26 protein-coding genes are annotated in these 26,992 nt (G+C 50.7%); 19 read left to right on the plus strand and 7 right to left on the minus strand.

Features of this window, described 5'->3' with window-relative positions:
• Positions 1-300: 300 nt before the first annotated feature.
• From BMX44_RS12430 to BMX44_RS12460, 7 genes are all read left to right on the plus strand, one after another.
• Entirely contained in the window at positions 301-3,108 is a 2,808-nt protein-coding gene (locus BMX44_RS12430) for a ribonucleoside-diphosphate reductase subunit alpha (RefSeq protein WP_425433716.1), read from the plus strand.
• 57 nt (positions 3,109-3,165) lie between these two features.
• Positions 3,166-4,359 carry a ribonucleotide-diphosphate reductase subunit beta gene (locus BMX44_RS12435; RefSeq protein WP_090633536.1) on the plus strand — a complete coding sequence of 398 codons (1,194 nt, stop codon included), beginning with the start codon at positions 3,166-3,168 and terminating at the stop codon, positions 4,357-4,359.
• A gap of 171 nt (positions 4,360-4,530) precedes the next feature.
• Positions 4,531-5,919 carry a class II fumarate hydratase gene (fumC, locus tag BMX44_RS12440; protein WP_090633538.1) on the plus strand — a complete coding sequence of 463 codons (1,389 nt, stop codon included), beginning with the start codon at positions 4,531-4,533 and terminating at the stop codon, positions 5,917-5,919.
• Between the two features lie 125 nt (positions 5,920-6,044).
• Positions 6,045-6,308 (plus strand): hypothetical protein, encoded by a 264-nt coding sequence (locus tag BMX44_RS12445; protein ID WP_090633540.1) that lies wholly within the window; start codon positions 6,045-6,047, stop codon positions 6,306-6,308.
• 216 nt (positions 6,309-6,524) lie between these two features.
• Positions 6,525-8,807 (plus strand): AAA family ATPase, encoded by a 2,283-nt coding sequence (locus BMX44_RS12450; protein ID WP_090633542.1) that lies wholly within the window; start codon positions 6,525-6,527, stop codon positions 8,805-8,807.
• Positions 8,808-8,943: 136 nt separating this feature from the next.
• Complete coding sequence (locus tag BMX44_RS12455; protein WP_245738920.1) at positions 8,944-9,321, plus strand: toll/interleukin-1 receptor domain-containing protein; 378 nt, start codon at positions 8,944-8,946, stop codon at positions 9,319-9,321.
• A 140-nt stretch (positions 9,322-9,461) separates the two neighbouring features.
• On the plus strand, positions 9,462-9,992 hold the full coding sequence (locus tag BMX44_RS12460; RefSeq protein ID WP_090633545.1) for an REP-associated tyrosine transposase: 531 nt from the start codon (positions 9,462-9,464) through the stop codon (positions 9,990-9,992).
• A gap of 75 nt (positions 9,993-10,067) precedes the next feature.
• Here the strand turns inward: BMX44_RS12460 and BMX44_RS12465 are convergent, their stop codons facing one another.
• Positions 10,068-10,751, minus strand: coding sequence for a hypothetical protein (locus BMX44_RS12465; RefSeq protein ID WP_090633547.1), 684 nt, complete (start codon positions 10,749-10,751; stop codon positions 10,068-10,070).
• A 561-nt stretch (positions 10,752-11,312) separates the two neighbouring features.
• Between BMX44_RS12465 and BMX44_RS12470 the strand changes: the two genes are divergently transcribed.
• The gene (locus BMX44_RS12470; RefSeq protein ID WP_090633550.1) at positions 11,313-11,813 is read left to right on the plus strand and encodes a VOC family protein; all 501 of its coding nucleotides are present in this window, start codon (positions 11,313-11,315) and stop codon (positions 11,811-11,813) included.
• Here the strand turns inward: BMX44_RS12470 and BMX44_RS16890 are convergent.
• Positions 11,795-11,944 carry a hypothetical protein gene (locus tag BMX44_RS16890; protein WP_177167755.1) on the minus strand — a complete coding sequence of 50 codons (150 nt, stop codon included), beginning with the start codon at positions 11,942-11,944 and terminating at the stop codon, positions 11,795-11,797. The genes BMX44_RS12470 and BMX44_RS16890 overlap by 19 nt on opposite strands.
• Before the next feature lie 221 nt (positions 11,945-12,165).
• Between BMX44_RS16890 and BMX44_RS16620 the strand changes: the two genes are divergently transcribed.
• From BMX44_RS16620 to BMX44_RS12485, 3 genes are all read left to right on the plus strand, one after another.
• The gene (locus BMX44_RS16620) at positions 12,166-12,963 is read left to right on the plus strand and encodes a hypothetical protein (protein WP_143056946.1); all 798 of its coding nucleotides are present in this window, start codon (positions 12,166-12,168) and stop codon (positions 12,961-12,963) included.
• Positions 12,944-15,172 (plus strand): TonB-dependent receptor, encoded by a 2,229-nt coding sequence (locus BMX44_RS12480; RefSeq protein WP_177167756.1) that lies wholly within the window; start codon positions 12,944-12,946, stop codon positions 15,170-15,172. The genes BMX44_RS16620 and BMX44_RS12480 overlap by 20 nt, the downstream gene beginning before the upstream one ends.
• A gap of 81 nt (positions 15,173-15,253) precedes the next feature.
• Complete coding sequence (locus tag BMX44_RS12485; protein ID WP_090633557.1) at positions 15,254-16,291, plus strand: hypothetical protein; 1,038 nt, start codon at positions 15,254-15,256, stop codon at positions 16,289-16,291.
• Between the two features lie 49 nt (positions 16,292-16,340).
• Here BMX44_RS12485 and BMX44_RS12490 read toward each other — a convergent pair whose 3' ends face one another.
• Positions 16,341-17,042 (minus strand): endonuclease/exonuclease/phosphatase family protein, encoded by a 702-nt coding sequence (locus BMX44_RS12490; RefSeq protein ID WP_090633559.1) that lies wholly within the window; start codon positions 17,040-17,042, stop codon positions 16,341-16,343.
• An 8-nt stretch (positions 17,043-17,050) separates the two neighbouring features.
• The gene (locus tag BMX44_RS12495) at positions 17,051-19,207 is read right to left on the minus strand and encodes a VTT domain-containing protein (RefSeq protein WP_090633561.1); all 2,157 of its coding nucleotides are present in this window, start codon (positions 19,205-19,207) and stop codon (positions 17,051-17,053) included.
• 202 nt (positions 19,208-19,409) lie between these two features.
• On the opposite strand from BMX44_RS12495, the gene BMX44_RS17280 reads away from it, so the two are divergent.
• The 3 genes from BMX44_RS17280 (at position 19,410) to BMX44_RS17290 (ending at position 20,428) form a co-directional block, all read left to right on the plus strand.
• Positions 19,410-19,925: a cation diffusion facilitator family transporter gene (locus BMX44_RS17280; protein ID WP_245738921.1), complete on the plus strand. Its 516-nt coding sequence runs from the start codon at positions 19,410-19,412 to the stop codon at positions 19,923-19,925.
• Positions 19,926-20,044: 119 nt separating this feature from the next.
• Positions 20,045-20,221 carry a cation efflux transmembrane domain-containing protein gene (locus BMX44_RS17285; protein WP_483869868.1) on the plus strand — a complete coding sequence of 59 codons (177 nt, stop codon included), beginning with the start codon at positions 20,045-20,047 and terminating at the stop codon, positions 20,219-20,221.
• Positions 20,222-20,233: 12 nt separating this feature from the next.
• Complete coding sequence (locus tag BMX44_RS17290) at positions 20,234-20,428, plus strand: hypothetical protein (protein WP_245738923.1); 195 nt, start codon at positions 20,234-20,236, stop codon at positions 20,426-20,428.
• Between the two features lie 310 nt (positions 20,429-20,738).
• Here the strand turns inward: BMX44_RS17290 and BMX44_RS12505 are convergent, their stop codons facing one another.
• Positions 20,739-21,128, minus strand: coding sequence for a DUF4168 domain-containing protein (locus tag BMX44_RS12505; protein ID WP_090633563.1), 390 nt, complete (start codon positions 21,126-21,128; stop codon positions 20,739-20,741).
• A 308-nt stretch (positions 21,129-21,436) separates the two neighbouring features.
• Between BMX44_RS12505 and BMX44_RS12515 the strand changes: the two genes are divergently transcribed.
• On the plus strand, positions 21,437-21,973 hold the full coding sequence (locus BMX44_RS12515; protein ID WP_090633567.1) for a DUF924 family protein: 537 nt from the start codon (positions 21,437-21,439) through the stop codon (positions 21,971-21,973).
• Between the two features lie 86 nt (positions 21,974-22,059).
• Positions 22,060-22,893 (plus strand): alpha/beta hydrolase, encoded by an 834-nt coding sequence (locus tag BMX44_RS12520; RefSeq protein ID WP_090633570.1) that lies wholly within the window; start codon positions 22,060-22,062, stop codon positions 22,891-22,893.
• 221 nt (positions 22,894-23,114) lie between these two features.
• Here the strand turns inward: BMX44_RS12520 and BMX44_RS12525 are convergent, their stop codons facing one another.
• The gene (locus BMX44_RS12525; protein ID WP_090633572.1) at positions 23,115-23,867 is read right to left on the minus strand and encodes a DUF1194 domain-containing protein; all 753 of its coding nucleotides are present in this window, start codon (positions 23,865-23,867) and stop codon (positions 23,115-23,117) included.
• Positions 23,868-24,263: 396 nt separating this feature from the next.
• Here BMX44_RS12525 and BMX44_RS12530 point away from each other — a divergent pair, with 396 nt between their 5' ends.
• Positions 24,264-24,818 (plus strand): hypothetical protein, encoded by a 555-nt coding sequence (locus BMX44_RS12530; RefSeq protein ID WP_090633574.1) that lies wholly within the window; start codon positions 24,264-24,266, stop codon positions 24,816-24,818.
• 69 nt (positions 24,819-24,887) lie between these two features.
• Here the strand turns inward: BMX44_RS12530 and BMX44_RS12535 are convergent, their stop codons facing one another.
• Positions 24,888-25,082, minus strand: coding sequence for a (4Fe-4S)-binding protein (locus tag BMX44_RS12535; RefSeq protein WP_090633576.1), 195 nt, complete (start codon positions 25,080-25,082; stop codon positions 24,888-24,890).
• Between the two features lie 258 nt (positions 25,083-25,340).
• Here BMX44_RS12535 and BMX44_RS12540 point away from each other — a divergent pair, with 258 nt between their 5' ends.
• Positions 25,341-26,213: a GNAT family N-acetyltransferase gene (locus BMX44_RS12540; protein WP_090633578.1), complete on the plus strand. Its 873-nt coding sequence runs from the start codon at positions 25,341-25,343 to the stop codon at positions 26,211-26,213.
• Positions 26,214-26,422: 209 nt separating this feature from the next.
• On the plus strand, positions 26,423-26,935 hold the full coding sequence (locus tag BMX44_RS12545; protein WP_218143966.1) for a polysaccharide deacetylase family protein: 513 nt from the start codon (positions 26,423-26,425) through the stop codon (positions 26,933-26,935).
• Positions 26,936-26,992: the final 57 nt, after the last annotated feature.

Below are 26,992 nucleotides of genomic sequence, written 5' to 3' on the forward strand. Positions count from 1 at the left end.
CAGTAATACGTAAAATCCCTATCCAACGCTTGCGCGGAAAAAACATATCGACAAATTTTTAATTTGTATTTACAAACGAAAACCGAATTATATATACTACTGGTTACGTATTCCTGATCACCGAATACTATATATAGTGGTTCAAGACATTATATGGATAGTTCAGAATTTGCCTGATATTGTTCCGTTAATGCCCGGAATCAGAACGGTTTATCTCATTCCAATTCACAGGGAGAATCGAAATCGATGCAGATCGTCTCGGAAACCTCAACCCAACAGCCCATATCCCCAACCCATGCCATGACAGACATTCATACCGATCAGCAACGCTATTCACAGTACAGGATTATCCGCCGCAACGGCGCGGTCGTCGCGTTTGAACCAGTGAAAATTTCCGTCGCCATGACCAAGGCGTTCATCGCCGTTGATGGCGGGCAAGGTGCTGCATCGGTGCGTGTGCGCGAACTTGTCACACGCCTGACGCAGGACGTTGTCAACGCCCTGCTGCGCCGCAAACCCGAAAGCGGTACGTTTCATATCGAGGATATCCAGGACCAGGTCGAGCTTGCGCTGATGCGTTCCGGCGAGCATGATGTCGCGCGAGCCTACGTACTGTATCGTGAAGAACGCGCCCGCGAGCGCGCCCGCCTGAAAGAGAAAAATGCCGCCAAGGCCCAGCAGGAAACGCTGTATGTAACCGACAGGGGACAAAAAATACCACTGAACCTGGAACAGCTTACCGCGTTGATCGAATCATCCTGCACCGGCCTTGGTGACGCGGTGAACCCTGCCCTGATACTCAAGGCCACCCTGCGTGAATTGTATGACGGCGTTACCCTTGAGGAAGTCAGAAAATCCGCTATTATGTCGGCGCGCGTTCTGATTGAAAAAGAACCCGCCTATGGCTATGTGACAGCACGCCTGCTGCTCAACAGCATCCGCGCTGAAGTCCTCGGCGAAGAAGTGTCTCACGAAGCGATGCAGTCGCGATATGCAGAATATTTTCCTTCGTTTATCAAACAGGGCATTGAGGCCGGCCTGCTGGACGAGCGCCTGAACCAGTTCGATCTGTCGAAACTCTCCGATGCACTGCTGGCTGAACGTGACCTGCAGTTCGATTATCTCGGATTGCAAACGCTGTACGACCGTTATTTTCTACACATCCGCGAAAAACGCATCGAGCTGCCGCAGGCTTTTTTCATGCGCGTCGCCATGGGCCTCGCACTCAATGAAATCGACCGTGAAGCACGCGCCATCGAGTTTTACCATGTACTGTCCAGCTTTGATTTCATGAGCTCGACACCGACCCTGTTCAATTCCGGCACCTGCCGCTCGCAACTGTCCTCGTGCTATCTCACCACCGTATCCGACGATCTCGACGGTATTTATGAAGCGATCAAGGAGAACGCTTTGCTGGCCAAATACGCCGGCGGTCTCGGTAACGACTGGACGGCGGTGCGTGCCATGGGCGCCCGCATCAAAGGCACCAACGGTAAATCGCAGGGCGTGGTACCGTTCCTGAAAGTAGTGTCTGATACTGCGGTAGCCGTCAACCAGGGCGGTAAGCGCAAAGGAGCGGTCTGCGCCTACCTGGAATGCTGGCACCTGGATATCGAGGAATTTCTTGAGCTGCGAAAAAATACCGGCGACGACCGGCGCCGTACGCACGACATGAACACCGCCACATGGATTCCCGATCTGTTCATGAAACGTGTCATGGAAGGCAGTGATTGGACACTGTTCTCGCCTTCCGACGTGCCGGACCTGCATGAAAAATACGGCCGTGAGTTCGAGAGTGCTTATCTGGCATACGAAGAAAAAACACATCGCAACGAACTGGAGTTATACAAAAAAATACCGGCCGTACAACTATGGCGCAAAATGCTCAGCATGCTGTTTGAAACGGGCCATCCATGGATCACTTTCAAGGATCCGTGCAACATCCGCTCGCCGCAGAACCATGTCGGCGTGGTACACAGTTCGAACCTGTGCACGGAAATCACGCTCAATACCAATGATAGAGAAATTGCCGTATGCAATCTCGGTTCGGTCAACCTTGTTGCACATTTGAACAACGGCACGTTGGACGCAGACAAACTGAAACGCACCATCCGCACCGCGATGCGCATGCTGGACAACGTTGTCGACATTAACTTCTACGCTGTCCCCAAAGCCAGAAACGCCAATCTGCGCCATCGCCCCGTCGGCCTCGGCATTATGGGTTTTCAGGATTGTCTGCACCGCCTTGGCATTCCATATGCCTCGGCTGAAGCTGTTGAATTCGCGGACCGTTCGATGGAAGCGGTCGCTTATGAAGCCTACTGGGCTTCGAGTGAACTGGCCAAAGAACGTGGAAGCTACAGCACTTTTAGAGGCAGCCTGTGGGACAGAGGCATCCTGCCGCACGAATCGCTCAAACTGCTGGAAGAAGAACGCGGCGGTTATGTCGAGACGGACTTGACCACCACGCTGGACTGGGAAGCGTTACGCAAGCAGATCAAAAAACACGGCATGCGCAATTCCAACTGCCTGGCAATCGCACCCACCGCGACGATTTCTAATATTATCGGTGTTTCCGCCAGTATCGAGCCGACTTATCAGAACCTGTACGTCAAATCGAATCTGTCCGGCGAGTTCACCATCGCCAACAAATCGCTGGTCAATGAACTGAAGCAGCGCAACCTCTGGGATGAAGTGATGATCGCCGACCTCAAATATTTCGACGGCACCGTCAGCAAAATCGACCGTATACCGGACGACATCCGCACTCAGTACGCCACCGCGTTTGAAATGGACCCGGCTTGGCTCATCGAAGCGGCTGCACGACGGCAGAAATGGATCGATCAGTCGCAATCACTCAATATTTATATCGCTGGCGTATCGGGAAAGAAACTCGATGAAACTTACAAGCTGGCCTGGCTGCGCGGTCTGAAAACCACGTATTACCTGCGCTCAATGGGTGCGACCGGTACCGAAAAATCGACTGTTCAGGCAGGTTCGCTCAACGCCGTGCCGGCGCATGGCGGCGTTTCCGGCGGCAACCCCGAAGCTGCGACAGAAATCAAATACTGTGCGATTGACGACGAAAGCTGCGAATCCTGCCAATAGCACCCACTGAATGCAAACCACACCCGAATACGAAATTAATCTATAAGGAGTCAAAACATGCTGACATTTGAAGACGACCCAATCCAGCCTAAAAAGCCGGCAACCCCCATGAATCCCGCAAACACTGCGCACAACAGCTTCGAAACGCTGGAAGCACATGCGCACAAAGCCACCGGCAGCGAGACGGCAGACATCGACGAATCCGTCGAAGAACCGGCTGCGGGCAGCGCACAGCGCCGCGTCAAAGTAGAAGACAAGCGGATCATCAACTGCAGCGCCGATGTCAACCAGCTGGTACCGTTCAAATACAAATGGGCTTGGGACAAATATCTCGCCGCCTGCGCCAATCACTGGATGCCGCAGGAAATCAACATGAGCCGCGATATCGCACTGTGGAGAGATCCCAACGGTCTGACCGAAGACGAGCGCCGCATTGTCAAGCGCAATCTGGGCTTTTTCGTTACGGCCGACTCACTCGCTGCCAATAACATCGTGCTCGGCACCTACCGCCATATTACCAACCCGGAATGCCGCCAGTATCTGCTGCGTCAGGCGTTCGAGGAAGCGATTCATACCCATGCATATCAGTATATCGTTGAATCACTGGGTCTGAACGAAGGCGAGATTTTCAATGCTTATCATGAAATTGGGTCGATCCGCGACAAGGATGAATTCCTGATTCCGTTCATCGACACGCTGACCGACCCGAACTTCAAAACAGGCACACCGGAAACCGATCAGCAACTGCTCAAAAGCCTGATTGTGTTTGCCTGCATCATGGAAGGAATGTTCTTCTATGTCGGCTTCACTCAGATTCTGGCGCTGGGCCGCCAGAACAAGATGACCGGGTCGGCAGAGCAGTACCAGTATATTCTGCGCGATGAATCAATGCACTGTAATTTCGGTATTGACGTCATCAACCAGATCAAAATGGAAAATCCGCAACTCTGGACCAAGGCATTTCGCGCGGAAGTGCACGAACTCATACGCAAGGCCGTCACTCTTGAATACCGCTACGCGGAAGACACCATGCCGCGCGGCGTACTCGGACTGAATGCGCCGATGTTCAAGGAATATCTGCGCTACATCGCCAACCGCCGCTGCCAGCAGATCGGCCTTGATGTGCTGTATCCTGAGGCGACCAACCCGTTCCCGTGGATGTCGGAAATGATCGACCTGAAAAAAGAGAAAAACTTCTTCGAAACCAGAGTGATCGAGTATCAGACCGGTGGCGCACTCTCCTGGGACTGATGAATGCTATTGCGCTAGCAGTTTCGGCGTTAAAAATTGACTCAAAATGCTCATTTACTGTTTGTAAACTCCGCTTTCTCGTTAATTTTTGCCTTGAAACTGCTGCGCTCAAGACGCATTCAAACATTGGCCCAAGCAACCAGAAATTAAGAAACGTTAGAGGGGTACGCAATGAACTACCGCGAAGAACGTGACGCCATGGGCGTCGTGCAAGTGCCCGAAACGGCTTTGTGGGGTGCGCAGACACAGCGCTCGCTGGATAATTTTAAAATCTCCGGCGAACAGATGCCGCCAGCATTTATTCATGCGCTGGCGCAGGTCAAACGCGCCGCCGCTACCGTCAACCACGATCTCGGTTTACTAAACGCAGCTACAACAGCGGCAATTATCCAGGCCGCAGACGAAGTCATCGAAGGCAGGCATGACGACGAGTTTCCGCTGGTGATCTGGCAGACAGGGTCGGGCACGCAGACCAACATGAACATGAACGAAGTACTCGCCAACCGTGCGTCGGAACTGCTCGGCGGCGGACGCGGCAACGAACGCACGATTCATCCCAATGACGATGTCAACAAAGGCCAGTCGTCCAACGATGTGTTTCCGACTGCCATGCATGTGGCCGCGGTGCAGGGCATATATCACCAGCTGAAACCGGCAATCCGCCTGCTGCGCGATACGCTGGCGCAAAAAGCACAGGCATTTGCCGACATCGTCAAAATCGGCCGCACGCACCTGCAGGACGCCACACCGCTTACACTCGGCCAGGAATTTTCCGGCTATGTCTCGCAGCTCGATCACGGCCTGAAACATGTCGAGGCCACCCTGCTGCATTTGTACGAACTGGCGCTCGGCGGCACCGCCGTCGGAACCGGACTGAACGCGCATCCCGAGTTCGCCATACGCGTGGCTGCCGAAATCAGCGCCCAGACCCGGTTGCCGTTTGTCACCGCACCGAACAAATTCGAAGCGCTGGCCAGCAACGATGCGCTGGTGCATGCGCACGGCGCACTGAAAACGATCGCCGCGTCAATGATGAAAATCGCCAACGATATTCGCTGGCTGGCCTCGGGCCCGCGCTGCGGTATCGGAGAACTCAAAATACCGGAAAACGAACCCGGCAGCTCCATCATGCCCGGCAAAGTCAACCCGACACAGTCCGAGGCCATGACCATGCTGTGCTGCCAGGTGATGGGCAACGATGTCGCCATCAACATGGGTGGCGCCATGGGCAATTTCGAGTTGAACGTAATGAAGCCGCTGATCATCCACAATTTCCTGCACAGCGTGCGCCTGCTTGCCGACGGCATCACCAGCTTCAACGACCATTGCGCCGCCGGTATCGAAGCCAATCTCGACCGGATCGATTTACTGATGCACAACTCGCTGATGCTCGTCACCGCACTGAATCTGCATATCGGCTACGACAGGGCCGCTGAAATCGCCAAAAAGGCGCACCGCGAAGGCACCACACTCAAAGCAGCAGCGATCGCCACTGGTTATGTCACCGCCGAACAGTTCGACGCCTGGGTCGACCCGCTCAAAATGGTCGGAAAAGCGTAACAAGGCCATGAACACGAGAACCAACATGCAGATTTACCAGACAAAAATACAATGGTAATCAAACCGTCACACTTGAGATATACACTTGCACTGTCAACAAAATGTCATGAAATAAGGAGAACAACATGTTTTGTTACATCAAGGAATGGCCCAACAAAATGGCCTCGCTGATCACCGCCGACGGCATCGTGCTGTGCACCTGCCAGAACACCGACGAAGCGCAACAAATCTGGCGCGACTGGAAACAGCAGCATCTGAAGTCAACAACTTCGGCTGCAACCGAAACCGAAATAGAAATCCAGTCCTATTCGCCAACGGTAGCAGACTGGCTGAAAACAGTTGTAGCGGGTTTTTATGCGCGTACGGAGAAGAAAGTGGTGAATGGGTGATTTTGTGATATTTCTTTAGAAAATTTGCTAGTGTTTGGGTTAGGTTCCATTACTTAGCCAACCAGACTTTCAATCTAGTTCTATTAATCAGCCTAAATTTTCTCTTCTGAATTGTTGAAAAGATTATTGGACAAAATGTCGCATATATTAAGTTATGTGCCTGTTGGGCGATGGTGCGAACTCAATGCCTAGCGATTGGGGAGGGACGGCTAAATAATGCTCGAAAGAATCTACCGGGTTAAGGGAATCGGCCTACTTCATGATGCGGATGGCAGGCCGCACTCCCTAAAGAAGGCAACTCTTGTATACGCCGATAACGGAGTTGGCAAATCTACTCTTGCATCCATCTTTCGGTCTTGCGCTTCTAATGACCCAGAATTGATACGTCGCCGAAAAACGATAGATGGCAACTGTCCACCCGAAGTTCTGCTTCAATTCTCGAATGGGCAGCAGTCCTCGTTCGCAAAAGAAAATTGGAACAACTCACATCCGGAACTGTTGGTATTCGATGCGGATTTTGTGGAGAAAAACGTATATGCCGGTGGTCAAGTAAGTACAGATCAGCGGAAAAACCTTCTCCAATTCGCATTGGGCAGTAGCGCGGTGAACGCTCAACGTGAGTATGACCAGGCGGACACAGCTGCTCTAGCAGCGTCGCAGTTGGTAAGAGATCTTACTAATCAGCTAACGGGGTTTCATCAGGGAGTATCACTTCAACAGTTTCGCGATCTTGCGGAAGTGTCGGATGCTGACAACCAGATCGCAGCGTTACACGAACTGGCTGTCGAAGCTCAAAACATAGGCTTAATTCAGGCGAAGGCATTGCCTAAGAAACTGGACGAGCCTGCCTTTGACGTTACTCACATCTTTCGCATCCTTGAAAGCTCGCTGGCCGATATTGACCTGGCCGCAGAGCAACGAGTGAAGCAACACTTGGACTCTCACGCGAAGCCGAATCTCGAAAGATGGATCAGTGATGGCCATGCTTACGGAGAGACTGAAAGTTGCCCATATTGCAATCAGCCGCTCCAAGGGGTCGAGCTCATACAAGCCTATCGCAGCTATTTCAATAAGGACTACAACGAACTGAAGGCTTCTGTAGCTGATCTGGCCCGGCTTATATCAAATGTTGCACCTGAAGCGATTGTCGAGAGATTGCAGGCAAGTTTTGCCACGGCCAGCGCGACCATCGACGGTTGGCAAGAGCATGTTGAGATACCCCCTCCGGAATTTGATTGTGAGGCCGCCAACGAAAAGTTGGCTGTGATAAGAGAACGACTCGAAGCTCTAAGACTCGCTAAAGAAGCCAATCTGCTTGAAACCGTAGGTTCCGATGACGCGAAGAACGAACTGCTTGGAATCTGGAGTGAAATCGCCGGCATCATAAAATCTTGTAACGACGGTATAGACAATGCGGTCAACCTGATCACGGCCTACAAGGCGAGCTTGGCTGCAGTGAATCTGGATGGTTTGCGTCAGGCCATTAACGGTTTGGAGATGGCGAAGACTCGACATCGGCAGGATGTTCTTGATCTGTTCTCACAACTTGATGCGGCGTTAGCGCAGGAAGTCGCTACAAAGGCCGAGAAACAGACTAAAAAGGATGCGTTGAACGGGATCATGCAGACAACGCTAGAGCGCTACAAAGGCAGGATAAATCGTCTGCTCAGTGCATTTGGTGCGCAATTTTCAATCCCAAACATAGATTTCAATTACAAGGGAGGATTGCGGAGCAATTACAACCTGCACATGCGAGGTGCAAATATTGAGTTGACCGGAGGCATACCAGACTTCAAGACCTCACTAAGTGAAAGCGACAAGCGTACATTGGCTTTTGCATTTTTCGTCGCGTCTGTCGAGTCCGATGCGGATTTGGCAAATAGAGTCGTCGTCATTGACGATCCTATGTGCAGCCTTGACCTAAATCGAAAGCAGCAAACTCGGTTGATCTTGAAGCGAGTTCATGACGCCTGCGAGCAACTAATCGTGTTGGTTCACGATATTCATTTCATGAGGGGTCTACGGAATGAAATTTTGCGCACCAGCCCACCCCAAGAAATTGCGTGTGTGAAATTAAAAACAGTCGCAAACCGTTATAGCAATTTTGATGAGATAGACATCGATAAGGAGTGCGAAAGCGCGTATTTCAAATGCCATAGAGTGCTGGGGGAGTATTTGAACGGAGCGGCACAGAGCAGCATGGAAGTGGCTAGATCGATCCGACCCATGCTTGAAGGGTACCTGCACCGGAGATTTCCGGGCTTGATAAATGGCGGTTTGCTTTTCGGGCAGGTCATCGATGCAATCAAAAATGCCCCACAAGGCAGTCCACTTATTCATGCTCAGAACATCACCGATGAATTGACGGGTATCAATAGTTATGCCGGCCAGTTCCACCACGACACCAATCCATCCGCCGATCAAGTACAGATCATAGATGGTGAATTAAGACAATTCGTTGAGCGAGCGATCAATGTTGTTCATGCTGGAATGGCCTAGTGGTTCAGAGGGTGGCGTGCAGGCACATAACAATGCGATCAACTCGGACGCTTGACCGCTTCCTCCCTGCGCTGCCGCTCCGGTCGCTCGCCGTCAAGCGCCGGTTATCGCGCCGTTGGGTGTTTTGGAGAATTCGTTGAGCAAGAGTATTTTCCTAAGCCACACGCATGCGGATAAAGCGTTCGTTCGTAAGTTGGCAGCTGATCTTGAGGCGCACGGCGTTCGGTATTGGCTAGATGAGGCTGAAATTAAGGTAGGCCAATCTCTCATTAAAAAAATCCGCCAAGGTTTGGACGGCGTAGATTTTGTCGCCGCAATCCTTTCTCCCGACTCGATTGCATCGCCATGGGTTCAGCGAGAGCTGGATGTCGCGATGAATCAGGAAATTTCGGGTCGCCAAGTTAAGGTGCTTCCAATACTGTATCGCCCGTGTGAACTGCCTGCTTTCTACTGGGCAAATTTTATGCGGATTTTACGGACGAGCAAAACTATCCAGCGGCACTCAAGCACTTGATCGAAAGCACGGTAGGTTGGGGTAAGCTTTGCGCACCCCAACGTTTATCTGACAGACAACGTTAATCGGACTATAACGATGCCAAAATTTGCTTGTTATAATTCTTCTACTTGGTCAATCCGGGACGGTTATCTGTTGCGATGCGTTACCGACGTGCGAATGTAAAAGGCGGTACCTATTTTTTTACAGTGAACCTTGCTGAGCGACACTTATGTCTATTGACGAAATATGTTGATGCGCTTCGGGAAGCGGTCAGATCAGTCAAGCAACGACATCCGTTTTATATTGATGCCTTTGTCGTATTGCCCGACCATTTGCACGCAATCTGGACGCTGCCGGAACAGGATGCAGATTTCGCGACGCGGTGGATGCTGATCAAGGCGCAATTTTCACGCCGCATGCCCAAAAACGAGCATCGCAGCACAAGCAGAAAAAAGAAAGGCGAACGCGGCATTTGGCAACGGCGGTATTGGGAACATATGATCCGCAACGATAACGACTACGCGCGGCATGTGGATTACATTCATTTCAATCCGGTGAAACACGGTTATGTCGATCACGCCGTGGATGGGGCCTGGTCAAGTATTCATCGATACATTGCAGCAGGTGTCATTTTGCCCGATTGGGGGTGGAGTGATGAAACGAAGACAGGCGAGTACGGCGAGCGATGAGAAGCAGCATGTTGGGGTTCATAAAATTCACCCCAACCTACGTGCTATGTATGGCATTCAAATGCTTGCAAACATTCAGTCCAGTCCGCAATTAAGCTGCATATTGAGTGTATCCGATGTGGCTGCAAAGCGGTCTTTCCAGTATTTGAAAGCCGCATCTTCACGGGCTTCTGCACCGTCTTCACCCAAATCGCAACTATGTGCGAACTCATGCGCCAGGAGCGCTGCATAGCAGGCGCGCCGGTCTGCCTGGTCCAGTCCTGCTATTTTCGCAAGAAATTGCGGATAAATCTTGATTTTTTTGGTAAAAGGTGAGGACCAGCCGTTTAAACAGTCGCCATTATTTTTACACTTATCGGAAGGCATGCATTTTACCTTTCCGTTCTTCGAGAACCGGTTTTTAGCGCAGTTTCCCAGATTAGCGCCTGTTTCTGCTTCAACCAGCTTTTCAAAGTTTTCCCAGTCATCCACAATATTCCAGGCAACCGCATTAATATCCTTATCTTGTGTAGCATCACAATCAATCACTTTCAGATCGATTGTGGTACCGGATGAACCGGAAGTTGCGCCAGCATTCGATCCGGCTGTGTCGTTGAATCCATCGCAATCAATACCCTGACAGGTTTCTCCGGTATCAGGGTTTTCCATGCCGGCCTGGGCTGGATTCCCCATTAACGCTGCAAAAACAAAAAACAGACAGCCGACATAAATCTGTGTCCATTCAGAAAATTTCAGTATAGTTTGATTGTTTCTGTTCATGATCTCCGCCTCCGAAGTTGAATAAAATGCATATAACCTGTTGCCGATTATGACCAGAAGATTCTACTAACTTGTACATGATTCACTGTAAACGCAACGGGCATAAAATATGAGTCTGCCGGCACAAAAACGTCATTCGGTTATTAATCCGGTCATAATGAAGTATGACGTACCCTCATGCAGACCTATGAACCGATGCTATCCCAAACGCAAATAATATTCTGTGCCTTTTCTCACTGAGATGATCCACATATACATTCGTCGTGAACTATTTGAAGGGGAACACACAAGACAGGGACAGTTACGGGAACAGACGCGTATGGCGAGCGATGAGATCACCATGCTGGGGTTCATACACTCACCCCAACCTGCATGCCGCTTATTTGCAGTCCGCGCAGGGCCAGCAAACAGGAACATGACATAACCCAAAGGCGATGTTCCCGAACCGCGTTCATCACTGCAAAGAAACTCATTAGCACATTTGCGCATGTCCTCCACATAAGTGATGCCAATCAACCGTCGCGCCGGTACAATAACCGATAGTCAACTGGGAGGGACACGATGGCGACCATTGAACACAAAATCGTACCGCATCTGTGGTTCGATACCGAAGCCAGACAGGCGGCCGAGTTTTACACCACCGTTTTCGACAATTCACGGATTATCAGTACCGCCATGCTTGAAGGCACACCTTCCGGAACAGTGGAAGTGGTGACCTTTGAGCTGTCCGGGCAGGAATTTCAGGCTATCAGCGCCGGGCCCTTTTGCAGATTTAACGAATCGATTTCGTTCATAGTGAAATGCGATACACAGGACGAAATCGACTACTATTGGGAAAAACTCACTGCAGCAGGCGGACAGGAAGTGGAATGCGGCTGGCTGAAGGATAAGTTCGGCCTCTCGTGGCAAATCGTGCCGGCGATTATGGACACCATCATGCAATCGAAAGACCCGCACGCGCTGTCTCGCGTCACTCAGGCCTTCTTGAAAATGAAAAAATTTGACATCGCAGCGTTACAAATGGCTTTTGAAGGCACCCAGGATCATAGCGATCGCCATTGATGAAAACCCGGAATATGTCGCTTGTCTCTGACGAAACGGCAGGTTGCACCCGTATTCAACGCCAAGCCACTGGATTGGCATGTCACCGACCAGCGTTTGCCTGCAATCCTGCCTGCGACAATTTGTCGCATTGAATTCAGTTTCCTGCTCAAATATTATTCCAGATTCTCGAGCGGCAATAGCCCAAGTTGTTTCTCACGATTGATATCAATCCATTATCCGGGTCTATCGAAAAAACATCTTAAAGAAACTTCCGGAGTACCAACACTTGTACCGATTTATCTTATTTATTACAGGATTCTTTTTGCTTCTTGGCAATACGGCAGCTTTCGCGCATGAGGGCGAGCCGAATATGGCGTTTATTTGGCGCGACGGAAAAATTGTAGTCGACACCATGCGCCAGGGAAGAGCGCTGGGTGATCACACGGCATTTGTCATTAATTTTACCGATTCTCTCACCCCTTATCGCATGGGCGATGCCGGATTCACCGGGTCGGGCTTCGATCAGGGCGGAATAATCAGCTATCAAATAGAAAGCACCCTGCTGAAGTGGTCCGAAACAGAATCACTGTGGCTGCAGGAAGGCTTTGACGAGCAACTGGTTATCAGCCGCCTGTCGGTCGAAAACACAGTGACTGACAAAACAGGAACGGGATTACAGGGCTTTATTACAAATCTGACGACCAGCAGCAGCTTTGAAGCGCACCCGGTCTTCAAAATACAAAAAACAGACGAATCATTACCCGACGACGGCGCCTATATGGTTTTCATCAATATTCTGGGTTTTGACGAAACCGGTGAGGCCATTCTCTACAAGCCCTCTGTGCCATTTGCGCTGACTTTTCATATCAATGCCCAGGCAGGTTTTGACAAGCTGGCGCTATCTGCGGCACTAAAAGTCGTGCCGGAAATCGAGTTGAACGATTACAACCGTATGGATGCGTTATTTGACTGGGCAGAGTCACAATTTATCGAACTGTTCCCGCACACCGCTGACAGTCGTTTTTTATTCGGCTACTATGCACGCTGTTATAACAACAGCGTTTGTCTCGGCAGCAAAGATGGCAAGATCTACACTACCGGCGGTGTTTTTGGCGGTATTACCGAGCACGGTCCGATAAATGCTTTTTATGAAAGTGCGGGGCTGTAATGCGGACGATGCCATTCCATTCCCGAATTTTATCTCTGACAGGCCTGATGGTTTTTTTTTACCAACGGTATTTGCAGCCGATCCTGATACACAAGAAAAACCGGAAGATAAGAACCAGTCCGGTGCTATAACCGCAACTGCGGTCAACCCGGGAGCGCCTGTCACATTTGACACGATTACCATCGAAGCAGTCTCCATGCCTGCTGACCCGACGCAAAAACTGGACAGCCGGGAGTTGCGTGTTCACACAGGAGAAACGCTGGGTAAAACACTGGAGCAGGAACTAGGCGTCAATAATCTGTCCTATGGCCCCAGTGTAGGTCAGCCAGTCATTCGCGGCATGAGCGGCCCCCGCGTCAGAGTCATGCAAAACGGTATCGGAATGCATGATCTTTCTTCGCTGAGCCCCGACCTGGCTATCGCTTATGAAACCATGCTGGCTGACAGCGTCACCGTCTTGAGAGGCCCTGCTACTCTGCGTTACGGCGGCAATGCAATTGGCGGAATGGTCGATATTCAGCACCGACGAATACCGGAAAAGATTCCTCTGAACGGTGCCGCCGGCCGTATGGATTTTCGCTATGATCATAATTCAGCTGATAAAGCCGGAATGATTGGCATCGATATCGGTAAGCGGATGCTTGCAATTCACCTGGATTATTTTCATCGCGCATCAAATAATACGCATATTCCCGGTGCCGCTTTAGATGAAGCGGCAATCCGCCAGCAATTCCAGGTTGAACCCAGTACAAACAGTTTCAATGTCATTCAAAACAGCAATGCCAGCAGCCAGGGCGGCTCTGCTGGCATTTCGCTGATTGGCAGGCATGGCCATATCGGCGGAAGTTATCATGAAATGGTCAGAAACTATGGCATACCCCCCGGCGTTCCGGGTCATACCGAGCCAGGAAGCGTCGCACCGGAAGCCATCAGGATAGATATGTCGCAGCGCCGTTATGACCTGGACGGCGTGTGGAAAACCCTCTGGCCGTCATTGCCCAGGATAAGCGCAAAACTGAGCCACATCGACTATGATCATAAGGATTTTGATAAAAGCGTTGCGGATAAAAACACTTCGCTGACGCGCTTTAAAAACTCTGTCTGGGAATCACGGTTTGAAATGAACCATCAAAAAGGGGAATGGCTCGACGGGACTTTTGGTATGCAATGGCAGAATCGTTCTTTTACGGCGACCGGAATTGAAACGTTCACCCCTGCTACTGATGTCAATGCGCTGGGGTTTTTTATCACTGAAACTGTATTTATCACTGACCGCCTCGATTTCGAAATGGGCGCCCGTATCGAACATCAAACTACAAACCCCCTAAGCAGCGGAATCAGGCTGGCGGGCATTCCATCAGAATTGCCCCTGCCGGACAGGCTGAATTTTCTCACATACTCACTTGCAGCAAGCCTGAATTACGAGATCCTCCCCAAAACAACGATGTATTTAAACTGGCAACGCGCCCAGCGCGCGCCGGACATACAGGAACTGTTCGCATCAGGGCCGCATTTTGCAACCCGCAGCTTTGAAATCGGGCGCCTTAACCTTGACGCAGAGCAGACAAACCACTATGAACTGGGTCTGCGCTTTTCAGGAAACCAGATTCATATGCAGGCCAACGGCTATTACAAATCGATACAGGATTTTATTTACCTGGAAAACCAGAATTTCTTTTTTAATTTTGCACCTGATCCACCTCGATTTCAATTGACTTGCGCGGACCTGCGAAACTGTCTGCCGGTTTTTGGCTATGAGGCCAACACTGCAAATTTTGCAGGCTACGAAACCCAGATTACTGCGCAGCCACGCCTGGACCTGCCTTTCAATCCCTACTTAACATTGTTTTCTGATTATGTACGGGGATGGTTCAAGAATGATGCGCTGGGAGATGTGCCCCGGCTACCGCCATTACGGTTCGGCAGTGAAATAGGTTTTCAGTGGGCACAGTGGCGAGGCGGATTACGTTATACCCATGCCTTGCGTCAAGACAAACCCGGCAATCTGGAAACCGAAACGCTAGGTTATCATCGACTGGACCTGAATTTGTCTTATGACTGGAATATGTCCGGTTACAGGAAAATCCTTTTTTTCGCAAAACTCTCAAACATGACGGACAGGACCATAAGAAACTCTACTTCATTTCTACGAAATTTCGCACCCGAGGCGGGTTTCAGCGCCCTGGTAGGAATGAGCGCAACATTCTAGGTATCGCATGAGGCATTATCAAATGAAAGCGTTTCTTATTGACTGGATACATCAACCTATTAACACTTATTTCATAACACAATGATCTCACTCAATATTCTTCCCACAACATTGACGACACTTGCTTTTTTCAGGCTGTGCAGTATCGTTACAGGAACAATTGCCGGTATCTTTTTTTTGCATCCAGCCGGGCTGTACGCCGGCGAATTGCATCAGCATATAGAGGTCAAAATAGTCGACCAGCGCGTGCAGGCAAGTTTCTGCCAACCTGAAAAAGGGTGCAGCCTGGTAAGACCGGAAACGCTCGGTCTGCCTGCCGCGCAAATGCCTATCGACAAGCTGACCGGCATCCCGATTTATGTGTCCGAATTTATTATCTTTCCTGACCGCACTGCAATTGACAGTCCCGGTTTTGAGGGTCTGGAAGGAGACATGACGCCCGGGGACAGGGTCAGATATCTGGCAGGGGGCCACTTAAGTTATTGGAGTACCGATAAACGCCAATGGACGCTGGCGCCAAATAACATCCAGGTACGTCTGGCTGGCGGCCTGGATCTGGCGCCTGATCAGGACTGTGGACAGGTATTTTGTATCCCTGAAACGGTCGAGGGATTTACCCTGTTCAATCGACACGGCATCGAAGGCGCATCATCCCTGATTGTTGGGGAGATCCGCTCCGACGGTTCCCTGCATACACATCTCGACTGGATTATTGAGACTGCCGATGGAAATTCGGCTGCCCCTGCCGGTGCGTATATGGTTGAATTAAGGCTGATAACGGAATCATTTCCCGAGCCTTCTGATATATTATGGATTATGTTTAATAACGGTCTGGCCCTTGAAGATTTTCAGCAGGCCGTAGCAGGACGTGTACTGCAATCAAATACTGATACCGCTCTGGCAGACAGGCTGTTTACATGGGCGGAGTCTAATCACCCCGCTCTATTTCCACATGCGTCAACATCATTCGTAGCATCCGGTTATTATGCGCGTTGCTACCAGAACGGTGTTTGTGTGGCCGTGAAAGATAATCACGTCTTTGCGGTCGGCGGCGAGTTCGGCACCAGTATCATTCAACTCGGTGAATTTGATGTATTGACTGCGCAAGCCGGTTTTTGATTGATCGACAAAATACGCCAGCAACTAGAGTTACATGACGCAAAATCATTCAGATAATCAACTCCGCTTTCAACGGTAAATGGTCGGACGCTTTTCTGGTTATCGCAGTTTTGTAACTGGTTATCGAACGCAGGCATGACCGGGGTTTTATCCATATTCTGTCAAGCGCCAGCAGCGGCAGCTGTGATGGGAAAGTGGCCCGCGCGGTGGCTTTGCTGAAATGCCTGTGAAGCCATCGAAGCGGACGGCCCCATAAATACCATTCATTCAGATCACCCATCAGGATGGAAATATCAGCAGACTTGCGTTCGAATATGTCCAGCAGTTGTTTGACCTGCGCACGGCGTTCGCCGGGCATCAGGCCCAGATGAGTTGCAACAACCTGAATGCTGACATTCCCCAGCCTTGTCTTGATATAAATAGCACCCCGCGGCTCTCTGCCATTGATACTGATGTCTTCTCGGTGCAGCTCTTCGATTTCAAGCCGGGACAGCAGCGCGTTGCCATAGTGCGTATGTTCGCTGAACATGGTAATACCCGCAACGGCCTTCATTCCGGTATGTCGGCTCAGTTGCTCAAGCTGATTGATCCCCTCGCGCCGGGTTTCAACTTCCTGCAGGGCGATAATATCGGCATCCAGCTCTCTGATGACGTTCAGAACGCGCTCAAAACTGTATCTGCCGTCGGTTCCGATACAACGATGAATGTTATAGGTTGCAAGTGTTAGCGAAGTGATATCAGCACCTGTCATTTATTTTGTTACGAATGGTCCCTATGCTTCTCAGGATCGCGCGTTTTGCGTCTGATCCAGCTCATCAGAAAGTACGCGGCGGTAAAGGCCATGGCGACAGTCAGCGTAAGCCCGGCCAGATTCTCCGGCGACGGTTGCGCAATCGATGCGAGCGCACGTTCTGTAATGAGCGAGACAATGAACAGTCCCGGGATCATGCCAACCGCCGTGCCGGCAAGAAAATCGCGTAAATTGAAATGCGAAGCGCCGGCGACCAGGTTAGTCAATGAAAAAGGAGCCGCGGGGATAATGCGAACAGCCACAACACTGATTACACCATGCTGTGCAAGCTTGTTACTGATACTGTTGAGTTTCGATCCTGCCAGTTTGCGAACCGAGCTCCTGCTCATACGCAAACCGGCATAGTAAACAAGGAATGCACTGAGCAGGCCACCCACCAGTGAGCAGACAAACCCCTGCATCAACCCGGTCAATGCTACAGCCATGACGACGAACAGCGAAATTGGCAGTCGGGTGCACCCTATCAGTACAAATCCGGCCACTATCCATACCGGCAATGCAGGAACTCCCCGAATCGCGGCCAATGCGCTCGATACTGGCTGCAGATCAATCCAGCTGCTCAACGGCGTCCAGTGCCATAACGCAGACAGTACCGTTAGCGTCCCGATCATCCATAACCAGTTCGATATTCTCGATTTAACCGATTTCTCGGGTGCTTCCGGCAGAATCCGGTTTACGAAAAGCTCCGGTTCCAGTGGTTCCTCCGGATCGGCAATCTCTGTGTCAGGAACAACCTGGTCCACGTCCTTCGCCAGATCCATCGGCAGCTTTTCCAGATGTCTGTCACGGTTATCGGTCAGTTTTTCGATGGCAGCGATCAGCGAATCCGTCTGACTCAACGTATCATGCATGCGTTCAGGCGAACATGACAAGTGCTCCGCGAGCAGGCGATTACGAAAAGCGGATACGCTTTGTCTCAGGCTGTCATCGGATTCGGCGTCGATGATAATCATGCATTCATTGTCCAAGCTCATTGACCGGTTGTTCAGGTTGGCTGAACCGACAGCGACCAGTCTGTCATCAACAACCAGGATTTTTGCATGCACATTGATAGGAAACTCAGCCAGACCGGGGCCATCGGGATAATAAACTCTCAGGCGATCGTGTTTGTCATGCGCCTGTAAATGCTCGATCAATCGTATTCGCAACACGTCCATCGTCATTCGCGCCAGCCAGCCATCGGTCTCCCTCGGCTGCACAATCACAATTTCAGGCCCCTGGGGTTTTTCCAGGCTGCGCTGCATCGCCTCTGCAATCGAAGGCACGGTAAAATACTGATTTTCAATGTAAATATATCGTCTTGCCGAGTCGATTGCATCCAGATAACAATTGAGTATTTCGCGTACTTCATCCTGCTGTTTGAAAGCACAGCTGGTCCGGGCCAGGCCCGCCGTAACGTTCGATATGTCGACAGGTGTATTTTCAGGCCAGATATCCGTTGGTTTTTCGCTATCCGTTCCGCTGTTATCGACAACTGGCAAATCTTCATGTACCACCCATTTCCAGCGCTCACGAAACAGTTCGGCAAAGGCTGCAGCCGCGTCCCCTTCCAGCATCAGCTGGACATCGTGAAATGGTCTGAAAACGGTGCTGTCGGCACCGTCTCTTTTCGGGTTGCCCGGGTCATGGTCCGGCGTATCCCACCGCCCAAGGGTGAGGTCCAGTCCACCGACGAACGCAAGCGTATCGTCGATAATCACGGCTTTCTGATGTTGTGAAGCCCCAGCAGGCTGGTAATCATCCAGGCAGAAATGCACTCGGGGATTCGTTTTCCATTCCAGTTGATAAATGGGGAACCACTCGCGACCCACACTGTATATCATGGCAAAATCCCAGTTCAAAATATATATGTGAAGATTCCGGTTCTTGTCCGTCAGCGTGTCGAGAAACTCGCCCAGTTTTTCCGGGTAACCGTCGTCACCCGCATCGCGTACCAGTTTCAACTGACTGTTAATATCCCAGCTTAATATATAAATCGTGTGCTGCGCTTTCTTCATGGCCGCGCGCAAGGTAGCAAAATAATCAGCGCCATCGATGAGAAAGCGCAACCTGTCAACCTGCTCAATGCGCCAGCAATTCCAGCCGGTTTTTAAAATAGACGCCATACGATAGTTTCCTCAAACCTTAAAACAGAAATATTAAACATTTGTTTGTCTCGATGGTCGGACTACGACTGATTTGCCTGAGGCAAAAATTGCAAGATCATCGTCATCACTGAGTTCTTCTGCATCATTTGATTGCCATCTGAATTATTTCACACTTATTGCTGTAAATAATTTTATAGTAAAACACGGTCAGCAGCCGGCAATGACCAGCCATGCGAGGCATCTGCAAACACACGGAGACAGTTTAACTGTTATGCCTCAATATTGCAGTGTATCGTTGGCAATAGCGCAACAACGGAATCTGGAAACGGATATTTCAACAACATACCACGAGACTGGCCATCACTGTGCCGAACACGATCTGCTACTCCCCGAAGCCTTCGCAGCAGCGTTCGTTGAATATCATATACCCTGTTTATCTGATTGTTTGCTTATGGGACATGATCATGGCACAGAAAATCTGGGTGACGGCCGACTGCTCATTGCTGTTTCGGTCAATGAACTGCTGACGCTTGTAGAGATTATCGGCGATATCCCCTCAGGCAGTCTGTCACTGATTGACGACGCGCTCCACAACCTGAGCGATGTCGCATCGTTCGGTATCGCGCTTGTTGCTCGTAAAATCGGACGCAAGCCGGCGGATGAACACAAAACATTCGGCTACAAACGCGCCGAAGTAATCGCCGCACTCATCAATCTCAATCTGGTCACACGCTGATCATTGTCGGGCTCTATCTGGTCTATGAAGCGCTCTGGTGTTTGAAAAGGCCCGAGGTAACGAGGGCTGGACGGTCATTATTGTAGCGGGGAATTCTTGTTGCGGATATCAGCACCGCTGTGCTGACGTATAGCATGCCAAAAAAGAGCATGAACATCAAATCGGCTTTATTACATAATGACTCCGTTGTGCTGGCTTTGACCGCCGTTATCGTCGCCGGCACGCTGATACTGCTGTATGGCTGGTATTGGACGGACACGGTACTGACGCTGATCATTGCGTGCTATGTGTTATGACAGAATATTACAATGCTGCCCAAAACCATTCATCAGCTGATGGAAGAAACACCGGTACAGCTTTCAATTTCAGGCGCCATTTCCGAAATGGAAAACGTCGACGGCGCGGAAAGTGTTCACCATGTCCATATCTGGCAGCTTGACGAACACCACAGCGCACTGGAAGCACACGTGGTCATCAAGCAGCTGTACTTTACCGGATATTGAGCACATTAAGACAATACTCAGACAGCGTCTGTATGACCCATTTGAAATAGACTATTCCACGCTGGAAATAGAACTCAAAGGCAGCAACTGCGACCCGGCAAATGACAAATGCCCGCCAGAAAGCACCGCATAACCCGGGTTCAATTGCCTACTTCGAATTCGATCGATAACAAACCGGCTGATGAGCGCTGACAATTAGTGCGCTGAAGCTGGAATGGAATAAAACATGCCTGAATTATCGAACAGTATAACCATTCGACCGGTACTGCCCGATAATTTTCTGGCTGATAAAATTGCGGACTGTACCGGCTTATTGCTGCCCTGGCTGCTTGAACAGGTCAGACGCGATCGTCTGGACTCTCTCCTGCAGTTGCACATCCGACTGGATAGTCTGACCCATAGCATTGTACTCATCAGCAGTCAGCCCAACCTGCTGAAGCACAAGCAACATCTGTTTATTGGCAGTCTCCAGCACTTCCTGCTTTTGCTGATCAGAGTCAATACCCTGTAGTTGAGTGAAAGCCTGCTGTTGCAACTGATACAGCTCCGCATTTGCCATAATAAAAGACTTGAGTTCTTCATTACTGTACGTGGCCGAAACTGCTCCAGCTCCCGCCTGATCCTCGGCAATGGCGGGCGTGAAGCAAAGAATGCTGAAGATACAAGCCGCGACTATACTGATCGTCCATTTATTATGCATGCATAACTCCTATGTTTAATTTAAAATTTACCGAGCCTGCCAACAACTGAAACGGTTTTTATTGTAGACCTGCTCCGCGACCACCCTAACAGATAATCAAGGTATATTCAAACAGACCGCCTGAATGATTCGATCGTGCCGCTGTCATATTTGTATAGCTGTCAACGTCAACCGCGACAACCAGCCGTACCAGCTTCAGGTCGAAGTTATGCCGGTTCCTGCAATCACGCGATCATGTATGATGGGGCATTACGGCACCCGCCTTGCTGCCGGCTTTCAACAACTGTTCAGTCCTGCGGAACCTGTTAATGTTCAATGAAGTATTAAATTTCTGGTTCGATGAGATCGATCAAGCAATGTGGTGGTCGGCGAAACCTGCTTTCGACGGGTTGATTCGCACGCGATTTCTTAACTTGCACCAGCGGGCTTCACAGTGTGAATTATCGAACTGGAGGTGCCACGCACATGGCAGACTTGCGGAAATCATCATTCTCGACCAATTCTCACGCAATATCTATCGAAACACGCCATGCGCATTCGCACAGGACCCGATGGCGCTTGTACTGGCCCAGGAAGCTATCGCCTGCAATACGCAGCAAACACTCTCGCCAGTCGAATGCAGTTTCCTGCTCATGCCCTATATGCATAGCGAATCCAGATTCATCCATCATCAGGCGAAAGCACTCTTTCGCACGTTCACACCTGATAAAAGCTATACTTTCGAACTGCGTCACAAGGGAATTATCGATCGTTTCGGCCGTTATCCGCACCGAAATCGAATACTTGGCCGGGGCTCGACTGCCGAAGAAATTACGTTTCTCAAACAACCCGGTTCTCGTTTTTGAACATCAAAAATACGCCGCAAACAGAAACAGTGTCAGTGCATACAGGCTTGTCCTGTTTCGTTGTCGCCCTGTAAACTTCAGTCCGGTTGAAAAAAAACACTGCCGAAAAAAACGACATGTCCCTGTCTTACTACGACTCTCCCCACGGCACCCGTATCGCCTACTGTTTCACGCCCGGAAAAACGGATCGAGACACTTCACCCGGCATCGTGTTTCTGGGCGGATTCCGATCCGATATGAATGGAACCAAAGCGCGCTTTCTGGAGCAGATCTGTGCTCAAAGCGGCCAGTCTTACCTGCGTTTTGATTATGGCGGTCACGGTAGTTCCAGCGGCGTATTCGAGCAAGGCACGGTCGGATCGTGGAAACAGGATGCAGTCGACATCATCGACCATGTCTTCGCCCAGCGTGGTGTCGTTCTGGTCGGCTCCTCCATGGGAGGTTGGATCGCTCTGCGTCTGTTGCTTGAACGACTTGTGCAGGTCAAAGGAGTAATCGGCATAGCAGCGGCCCCCGATTTCACGCGGGATATCAAAAACCGGATGACATCACCGGAACGCGCGTCACTGACGCGTAACGGATATCTGGAACTGCCAAGCGCCTATGCAGAAACCCCGTATATCGTCACTCGCGCCCTTCTGGAGGATGGAGAACGGCAGGCCGTTCTGGACAAAGTGCACGAAATACAGGTCCCGTTGGTGCTGATTCACGGCAAGCAGGATGCCGATGTGTCGTGGAAAAAAGCCCGTGATACGGCAACCGCCTTCAAAGGCCCCGACACACGCGTCTTATTGATCGATGAAGCGGGCCACAGGCTGTCCAAACCAGAAAACCTTCGGGTCATTGCCAACGAGCTTGCCAGAATTTCTGCAACTGCATGTACGTATACAAAGCGAAACACCAATCAGCGCCAACGTTGAAAACAACATTTTACAAGACATGATGTTTATTTTCTCAGCAGCGAAATATGGATGAAGGTGGGATGCAGTTTAAGGTGCCAGTTCAATAGAAAAGTACATAAAGTATTGGGACAGCGTATTTATCTGGCTAAAAATATGCTGTCCCCGGCGCTACTATATCTAGAGCTGAACGTGCCGAAGTTTCTGTACTCTTCCTCGCGCACTATCAGCTAACCGACCGCTTAACTTTCTTTACGGCTGCGGCGCATTGCCACCATCGAAAACAGCCCCAGACCGAGCAGCGTCAATGTCGCAGGCACAGGTACCGGATTTGTCTGTGTTTCTATACGCAATTTTTGCTTAACGCCGTCCTCGAAAGTGGCAAAATTGGTCGCATGCAGTGCGAACCCGTCATTGGTGATCACATTGTTATCATAAAAAGTATTAATGCCTTGCGAACCGATAGTGATCCCGTTGACTGTAACACCTGCAGCTGCGGCTGCGTTCCGTGCCGCCCGGGTAGAGCTTATGCTTGAAGTACCGTCACCCGACACATCCATGATCAGGTTGGTGCTTTCAAAGCCGTTATTCCCGGTCAACGTGGATAACGATTTATTCATCCCGGCTGAAATGTTTGTACCACCACTGCCAGGACGCCCGAAATTGTCCAGCGTATTGGCAAATGCGTTGATACTGGCAACAGAATTCAGCAGCGTGTAGGAATCCAGGCTGGTGGTAAATGCGCTTGACGCAAAGAATATCGCATTCACGGCTATTGCGCCATTGGAACCGTTGGTCAGGATATTGTTTTGGACGACGGGATCACGAAAAGCATTGGCGTACCCATCCATCATCAGGTTGTACTCGCTGCCACTCACGCTACCCGATACATCGATGACCAGCGATAATTCCGCGTCAACCAGTACGGCTGAAGCAAAAGAAGAACTCATCAGCAACGGTATTGCTACCAGGGCACTTTTGGTTGTTTTTTTCATAATAAACACCTCTTATTTATTGTTCGTTTATAAATCAAACTTAAATGTACACAGTACAATTACACTTAAGCAAATATCGTGCCTGCTTACAGTTCTTGCCTAAAATTCATAAAGTTAACCAAACAGCCATTTTTTCATATTTTTGATTTGTAAATAATACCGACACTCTGACACGGTGCCCTGCAGTCAGACCGTATACTGCTTTTCAGCCAGTAAATCCACGAATCAGCGCAACATGCTCACAAAAAAAAATTGCTGCCTGACCGCCGCTGCCTGCGCCGGCCATACCGCACAGAATCACAAATTGGTACAATCCGTAACAGAGGCGCGCGCAGATATATTGAAAAGCGTTGAGTATTAATAAGCGGTTACATTCCTATTGGAGACGTGCCCGGTATGATCACCGCAGAAAAAGGAAATATGGATCCAAACGATATCAAAGACTGGCTGATTCCCATCGCATCATTTGCCGGCATCATTTCAACATCTGCCGGTATATGGCTCGCGTTGAAGGAATACCGGCTGAAACTCAGGGCGGAGCAACATCTGGCCGAAAGCACCCGTGCGGAAACCGATATTCGGTTATTTACGCATTTTACGGACATCCTGGAAGTCGCTACCGGTAGAAGAAGAGATCCGGTCTATTCCAAGGAAGTAGCGGAAACATTGTTGGAAAAACTCCACATTGAACCGCTTGATACTAATTTCGACTATCGAGCCCTGCGGGAAAAAATCGCCACTTCTGCGCTATTGCATTCATGGGTCGGCACATCGTCTTCCGATGCGGCTTTTGCGTCGATTACAACGCTGGCTTTGAGGCATAGCGTTTTGATTCCTTCTGCCATTCAGGCCCTGGAGTCGTTTAAAGACTGGAAACCGGAACTGGCGGAAAAATATCTGTCACTATTGAGAAATGCCAGACCGGCGGCGGGCAATAAAGAGGTGGATTGACAGCGCATTCATGCCGGTCGGACATTCACATAATTCCTGTCATAGAGCTCTGGGGCACGCCTGCGCGGCTTATCCCGGCGTATCGGTTTCGATGATTTGCAGCGCGCCCGACGGACAGTCGGCCACTGTCTGGCGGATTTCAGCATCGCTTGCGCCTGCCTGATCAATCATGAATTGGCCGTCGACAACTTTGAATACCGCTGGCAGGCTGTTCACACAGTTACCTGCATGAATGCAGGTGTTGGCATCGTAGGTTACTTTCATAAGCGTCTTCCTCCTTCCTGTTACTCCAACAAACAAGAATCGCCAGTCTACAGTGTACTGCGCAATCCTCGACTCAAACAAAGCATATTCACTGAATAGTCTACAGGAACCTGTGAATGAATGAAAAGTATGGCATGACCCGGGTAGTACAGATTGTTATTCTTGAATCCCGGAAAATAAATCATGCATTCGTTATACTAGAACCTGCAGATCGCGAAAGTGTCTGACTAACCATCAACACGTCCTGAAAGGATCGACATGGCGGACAAACTGATCATTCGAAGCATGACACGGCCCGAAGTAGACATATTGATCGAGTGGGCTGCCAATGAAGGCTGGAATCCGGGCCTGCACGATGCCGGGCTCTTCTGGGCGGCCGATTCGGAGGCTTTTATCGCTGCCGAATACGACGGCAGGCTGATCGGCGGCGGCGCCATCACGGCGTATCGGGATGAATTCGGATTTATGGGCTTTTTTGTCATCCTGCCCGAATACCGGGGCCGGGGTTTTGGCAACATCCTCTGGCATGCCCGCCGCAACCGGCTGCTCGCCCGTTTGCGCCCTGGTGCGAGTATCGGCCTGGACGGCGTCTTTGCAATGCAGGATTACTATGCCAAAGGCGGTTTTGTTTTCTCGCATCGTGACATTCGATTTCGTGCCGAAATACCTGAACATTACCCAACCGTGCTGAACGATAAAGCAGAGATCGTCCCGCTGGCATCGGTGCCGCTTGATCAGGTGCTGGCTTTTGACCGCACATGTTTCCCTGCGTCGCGCACAGCTTTTCTGCAAGTCTGGGTCAACCAGCCGGATGCGCTTGCTCTGGGATGTCTGCACGATGGAAAATTTGCCGGTTATGGTGTTGTGCGGCGTTGTCTGGAAGGCTTCAAAATCGGCCCGCTGTTCGCGAATGACAGCCATATTGCCGAAGCCCTTTACGCCCGTCTGGCAGCATTTGCCGCGGGCGGCCCGCTCTATCTCGATGCGCCGGAAAACAACCCCGCTGCAATTGCATTCGCAGAACAACACAGTATGATCGAAGTGTTCGGCTGCGCGCGAATGTATCTGGGCCCGGCTCCCGCATTGGCGCATGAACATATCTTTGGGGTCACAACTTTCGAGCTGGGTTAATGAATGCACGCGATTTAATCGGCTATGGCATCCATCCTCCGCATCCCCGGTGGCCAGACAATGCACGCGTCGCGGTCCAGTTTGTGCTTAACGTCGAGGAAGGCGCGGAATCGTGCATTCTTAACGGCGACACCTGCTCGGAAGCCTATCTGCACGAATTGCCGGGGCGGGCGTCTCGGGCAAATGAACGCGACTTGAGCGTCGAGAGTATGTACGAATACGGATCGCGTGCCGGTGTGTGGCGTATTCTGCGCCTGTTCAGCGAACGCGAACTGACACTGACAGCCTTTGCCGCGGGCAGGGCACTGGAACTCAACCCCGAAATCGGCCGTGTGCTCGCCGAGGCCGGACACGAAGTTGCCGGACACGGGTACCGCTGGCTGGATTACCGCAACATTCCTGAAGACGAAGAACGCCGCCATATTGTGCTGACGATTGAAACCATTGAGCGGCACTGCGGCCTCAGACCCGTAGGCTGGTATACCGGACGAGGCAGTTGCAATACCCGCCGCCTGGTGCGCGAGACGGGCGAATTGCTGTACAGTTCGGACGCCTATAACGATGACCTGCCTTACTGGCTTGACGGCTCGCCGCCCCACTTGGTAATTCCGTACACTCTGGTCAACAATGACGTCCGCTACCTGCTGCCGAACGGATTTGCCTCCGGTGACGATTTTTTCCGGTCCAGACTGTGTGAAAACTCAAAATCTGTGTTTTTGTAGCTGAACTTGCAATCATAGCGGCGTATAAAAATAATCTAAGCGGTTAGAACCAGCCGT

The organism is Nitrosomonas marina (assembly GCF_900110145.1).
Classification (GTDB): domain Bacteria; phylum Pseudomonadota; class Gammaproteobacteria; order Burkholderiales; family Nitrosomonadaceae; genus Nitrosomonas; species Nitrosomonas marina.

Coding starts and splice junctions, on each gene's coding strand:
- BMX44_RS17280 (WP_245738921.1), top strand. CDS start 19,410: ATGACCAGCCATGCGAGGCATCTGCAAACACACGGAGACAGTTTAACT.
- BMX44_RS12495 (WP_090633561.1), bottom strand. CDS start 19,207: ATGGCGTCTATTTTAAAAACCGGCTGGAATTGCTGGCGCATTGAGCAG.
- BMX44_RS12545 (WP_218143966.1), top strand. CDS start 26,423: ATGTACGAATACGGATCGCGTGCCGGTGTGTGGCGTATTCTGCGCCTG.
- BMX44_RS12445 (WP_090633540.1), top strand. CDS start 6,045: ATGTTTTGTTACATCAAGGAATGGCCCAACAAAATGGCCTCGCTGATC.
- BMX44_RS12465 (WP_090633547.1), bottom strand. CDS start 10,751: ATGAACAGAAACAATCAAACTATACTGAAATTTTCTGAATGGACACAG.
- BMX44_RS12435 (WP_090633536.1), top strand. CDS start 3,166: ATGCTGACATTTGAAGACGACCCAATCCAGCCTAAAAAGCCGGCAACC.
- BMX44_RS12530 (WP_090633574.1), top strand. CDS start 24,264: ATGATCACCGCAGAAAAAGGAAATATGGATCCAAACGATATCAAAGAC.
- BMX44_RS12480 (WP_177167756.1), top strand. CDS start 12,944: ATGAAAGTGCGGGGCTGTAATGCGGACGATGCCATTCCATTCCCGAAT.
- BMX44_RS17290 (WP_245738923.1), top strand. CDS start 20,234: ATGCTGCCCAAAACCATTCATCAGCTGATGGAAGAAACACCGGTACAG.
- BMX44_RS16890 (WP_177167755.1), bottom strand. CDS start 11,944: ATGCGACAAATTGTCGCAGGCAGGATTGCAGGCAAACGCTGGTCGGTG.
- BMX44_RS12505 (WP_090633563.1), bottom strand. CDS start 21,128: ATGCATAATAAATGGACGATCAGTATAGTCGCGGCTTGTATCTTCAGC.
- BMX44_RS16620 (WP_143056946.1), top strand. CDS start 12,166: ATGGCGTTTATTTGGCGCGACGGAAAAATTGTAGTCGACACCATGCGC.
- BMX44_RS12485 (WP_090633557.1), top strand. CDS start 15,254: ATGATCTCACTCAATATTCTTCCCACAACATTGACGACACTTGCTTTT.
- BMX44_RS12450 (WP_090633542.1), top strand. CDS start 6,525: ATGCTCGAAAGAATCTACCGGGTTAAGGGAATCGGCCTACTTCATGAT.
- BMX44_RS12515 (WP_090633567.1), top strand. CDS start 21,437: ATGTTCAATGAAGTATTAAATTTCTGGTTCGATGAGATCGATCAAGCA.
- BMX44_RS12535 (WP_090633576.1), bottom strand. CDS start 25,082: ATGAAAGTAACCTACGATGCCAACACCTGCATTCATGCAGGTAACTGT.
- fumC (WP_090633538.1), top strand. CDS start 4,531: ATGAACTACCGCGAAGAACGTGACGCCATGGGCGTCGTGCAAGTGCCC.
- BMX44_RS12490 (WP_090633559.1), bottom strand. CDS start 17,042: ATGACAGGTGCTGATATCACTTCGCTAACACTTGCAACCTATAACATT.
- BMX44_RS12540 (WP_090633578.1), top strand. CDS start 25,341: ATGGCGGACAAACTGATCATTCGAAGCATGACACGGCCCGAAGTAGAC.
- BMX44_RS12430 (WP_425433716.1), top strand. CDS start 301: ATGACAGACATTCATACCGATCAGCAACGCTATTCACAGTACAGGATT.
- BMX44_RS12460 (WP_090633545.1), top strand. CDS start 9,462: ATGCGTTACCGACGTGCGAATGTAAAAGGCGGTACCTATTTTTTTACA.
- BMX44_RS12470 (WP_090633550.1), top strand. CDS start 11,313: ATGGCGACCATTGAACACAAAATCGTACCGCATCTGTGGTTCGATACC.
- BMX44_RS12525 (WP_090633572.1), bottom strand. CDS start 23,867: ATGAAAAAAACAACCAAAAGTGCCCTGGTAGCAATACCGTTGCTGATG.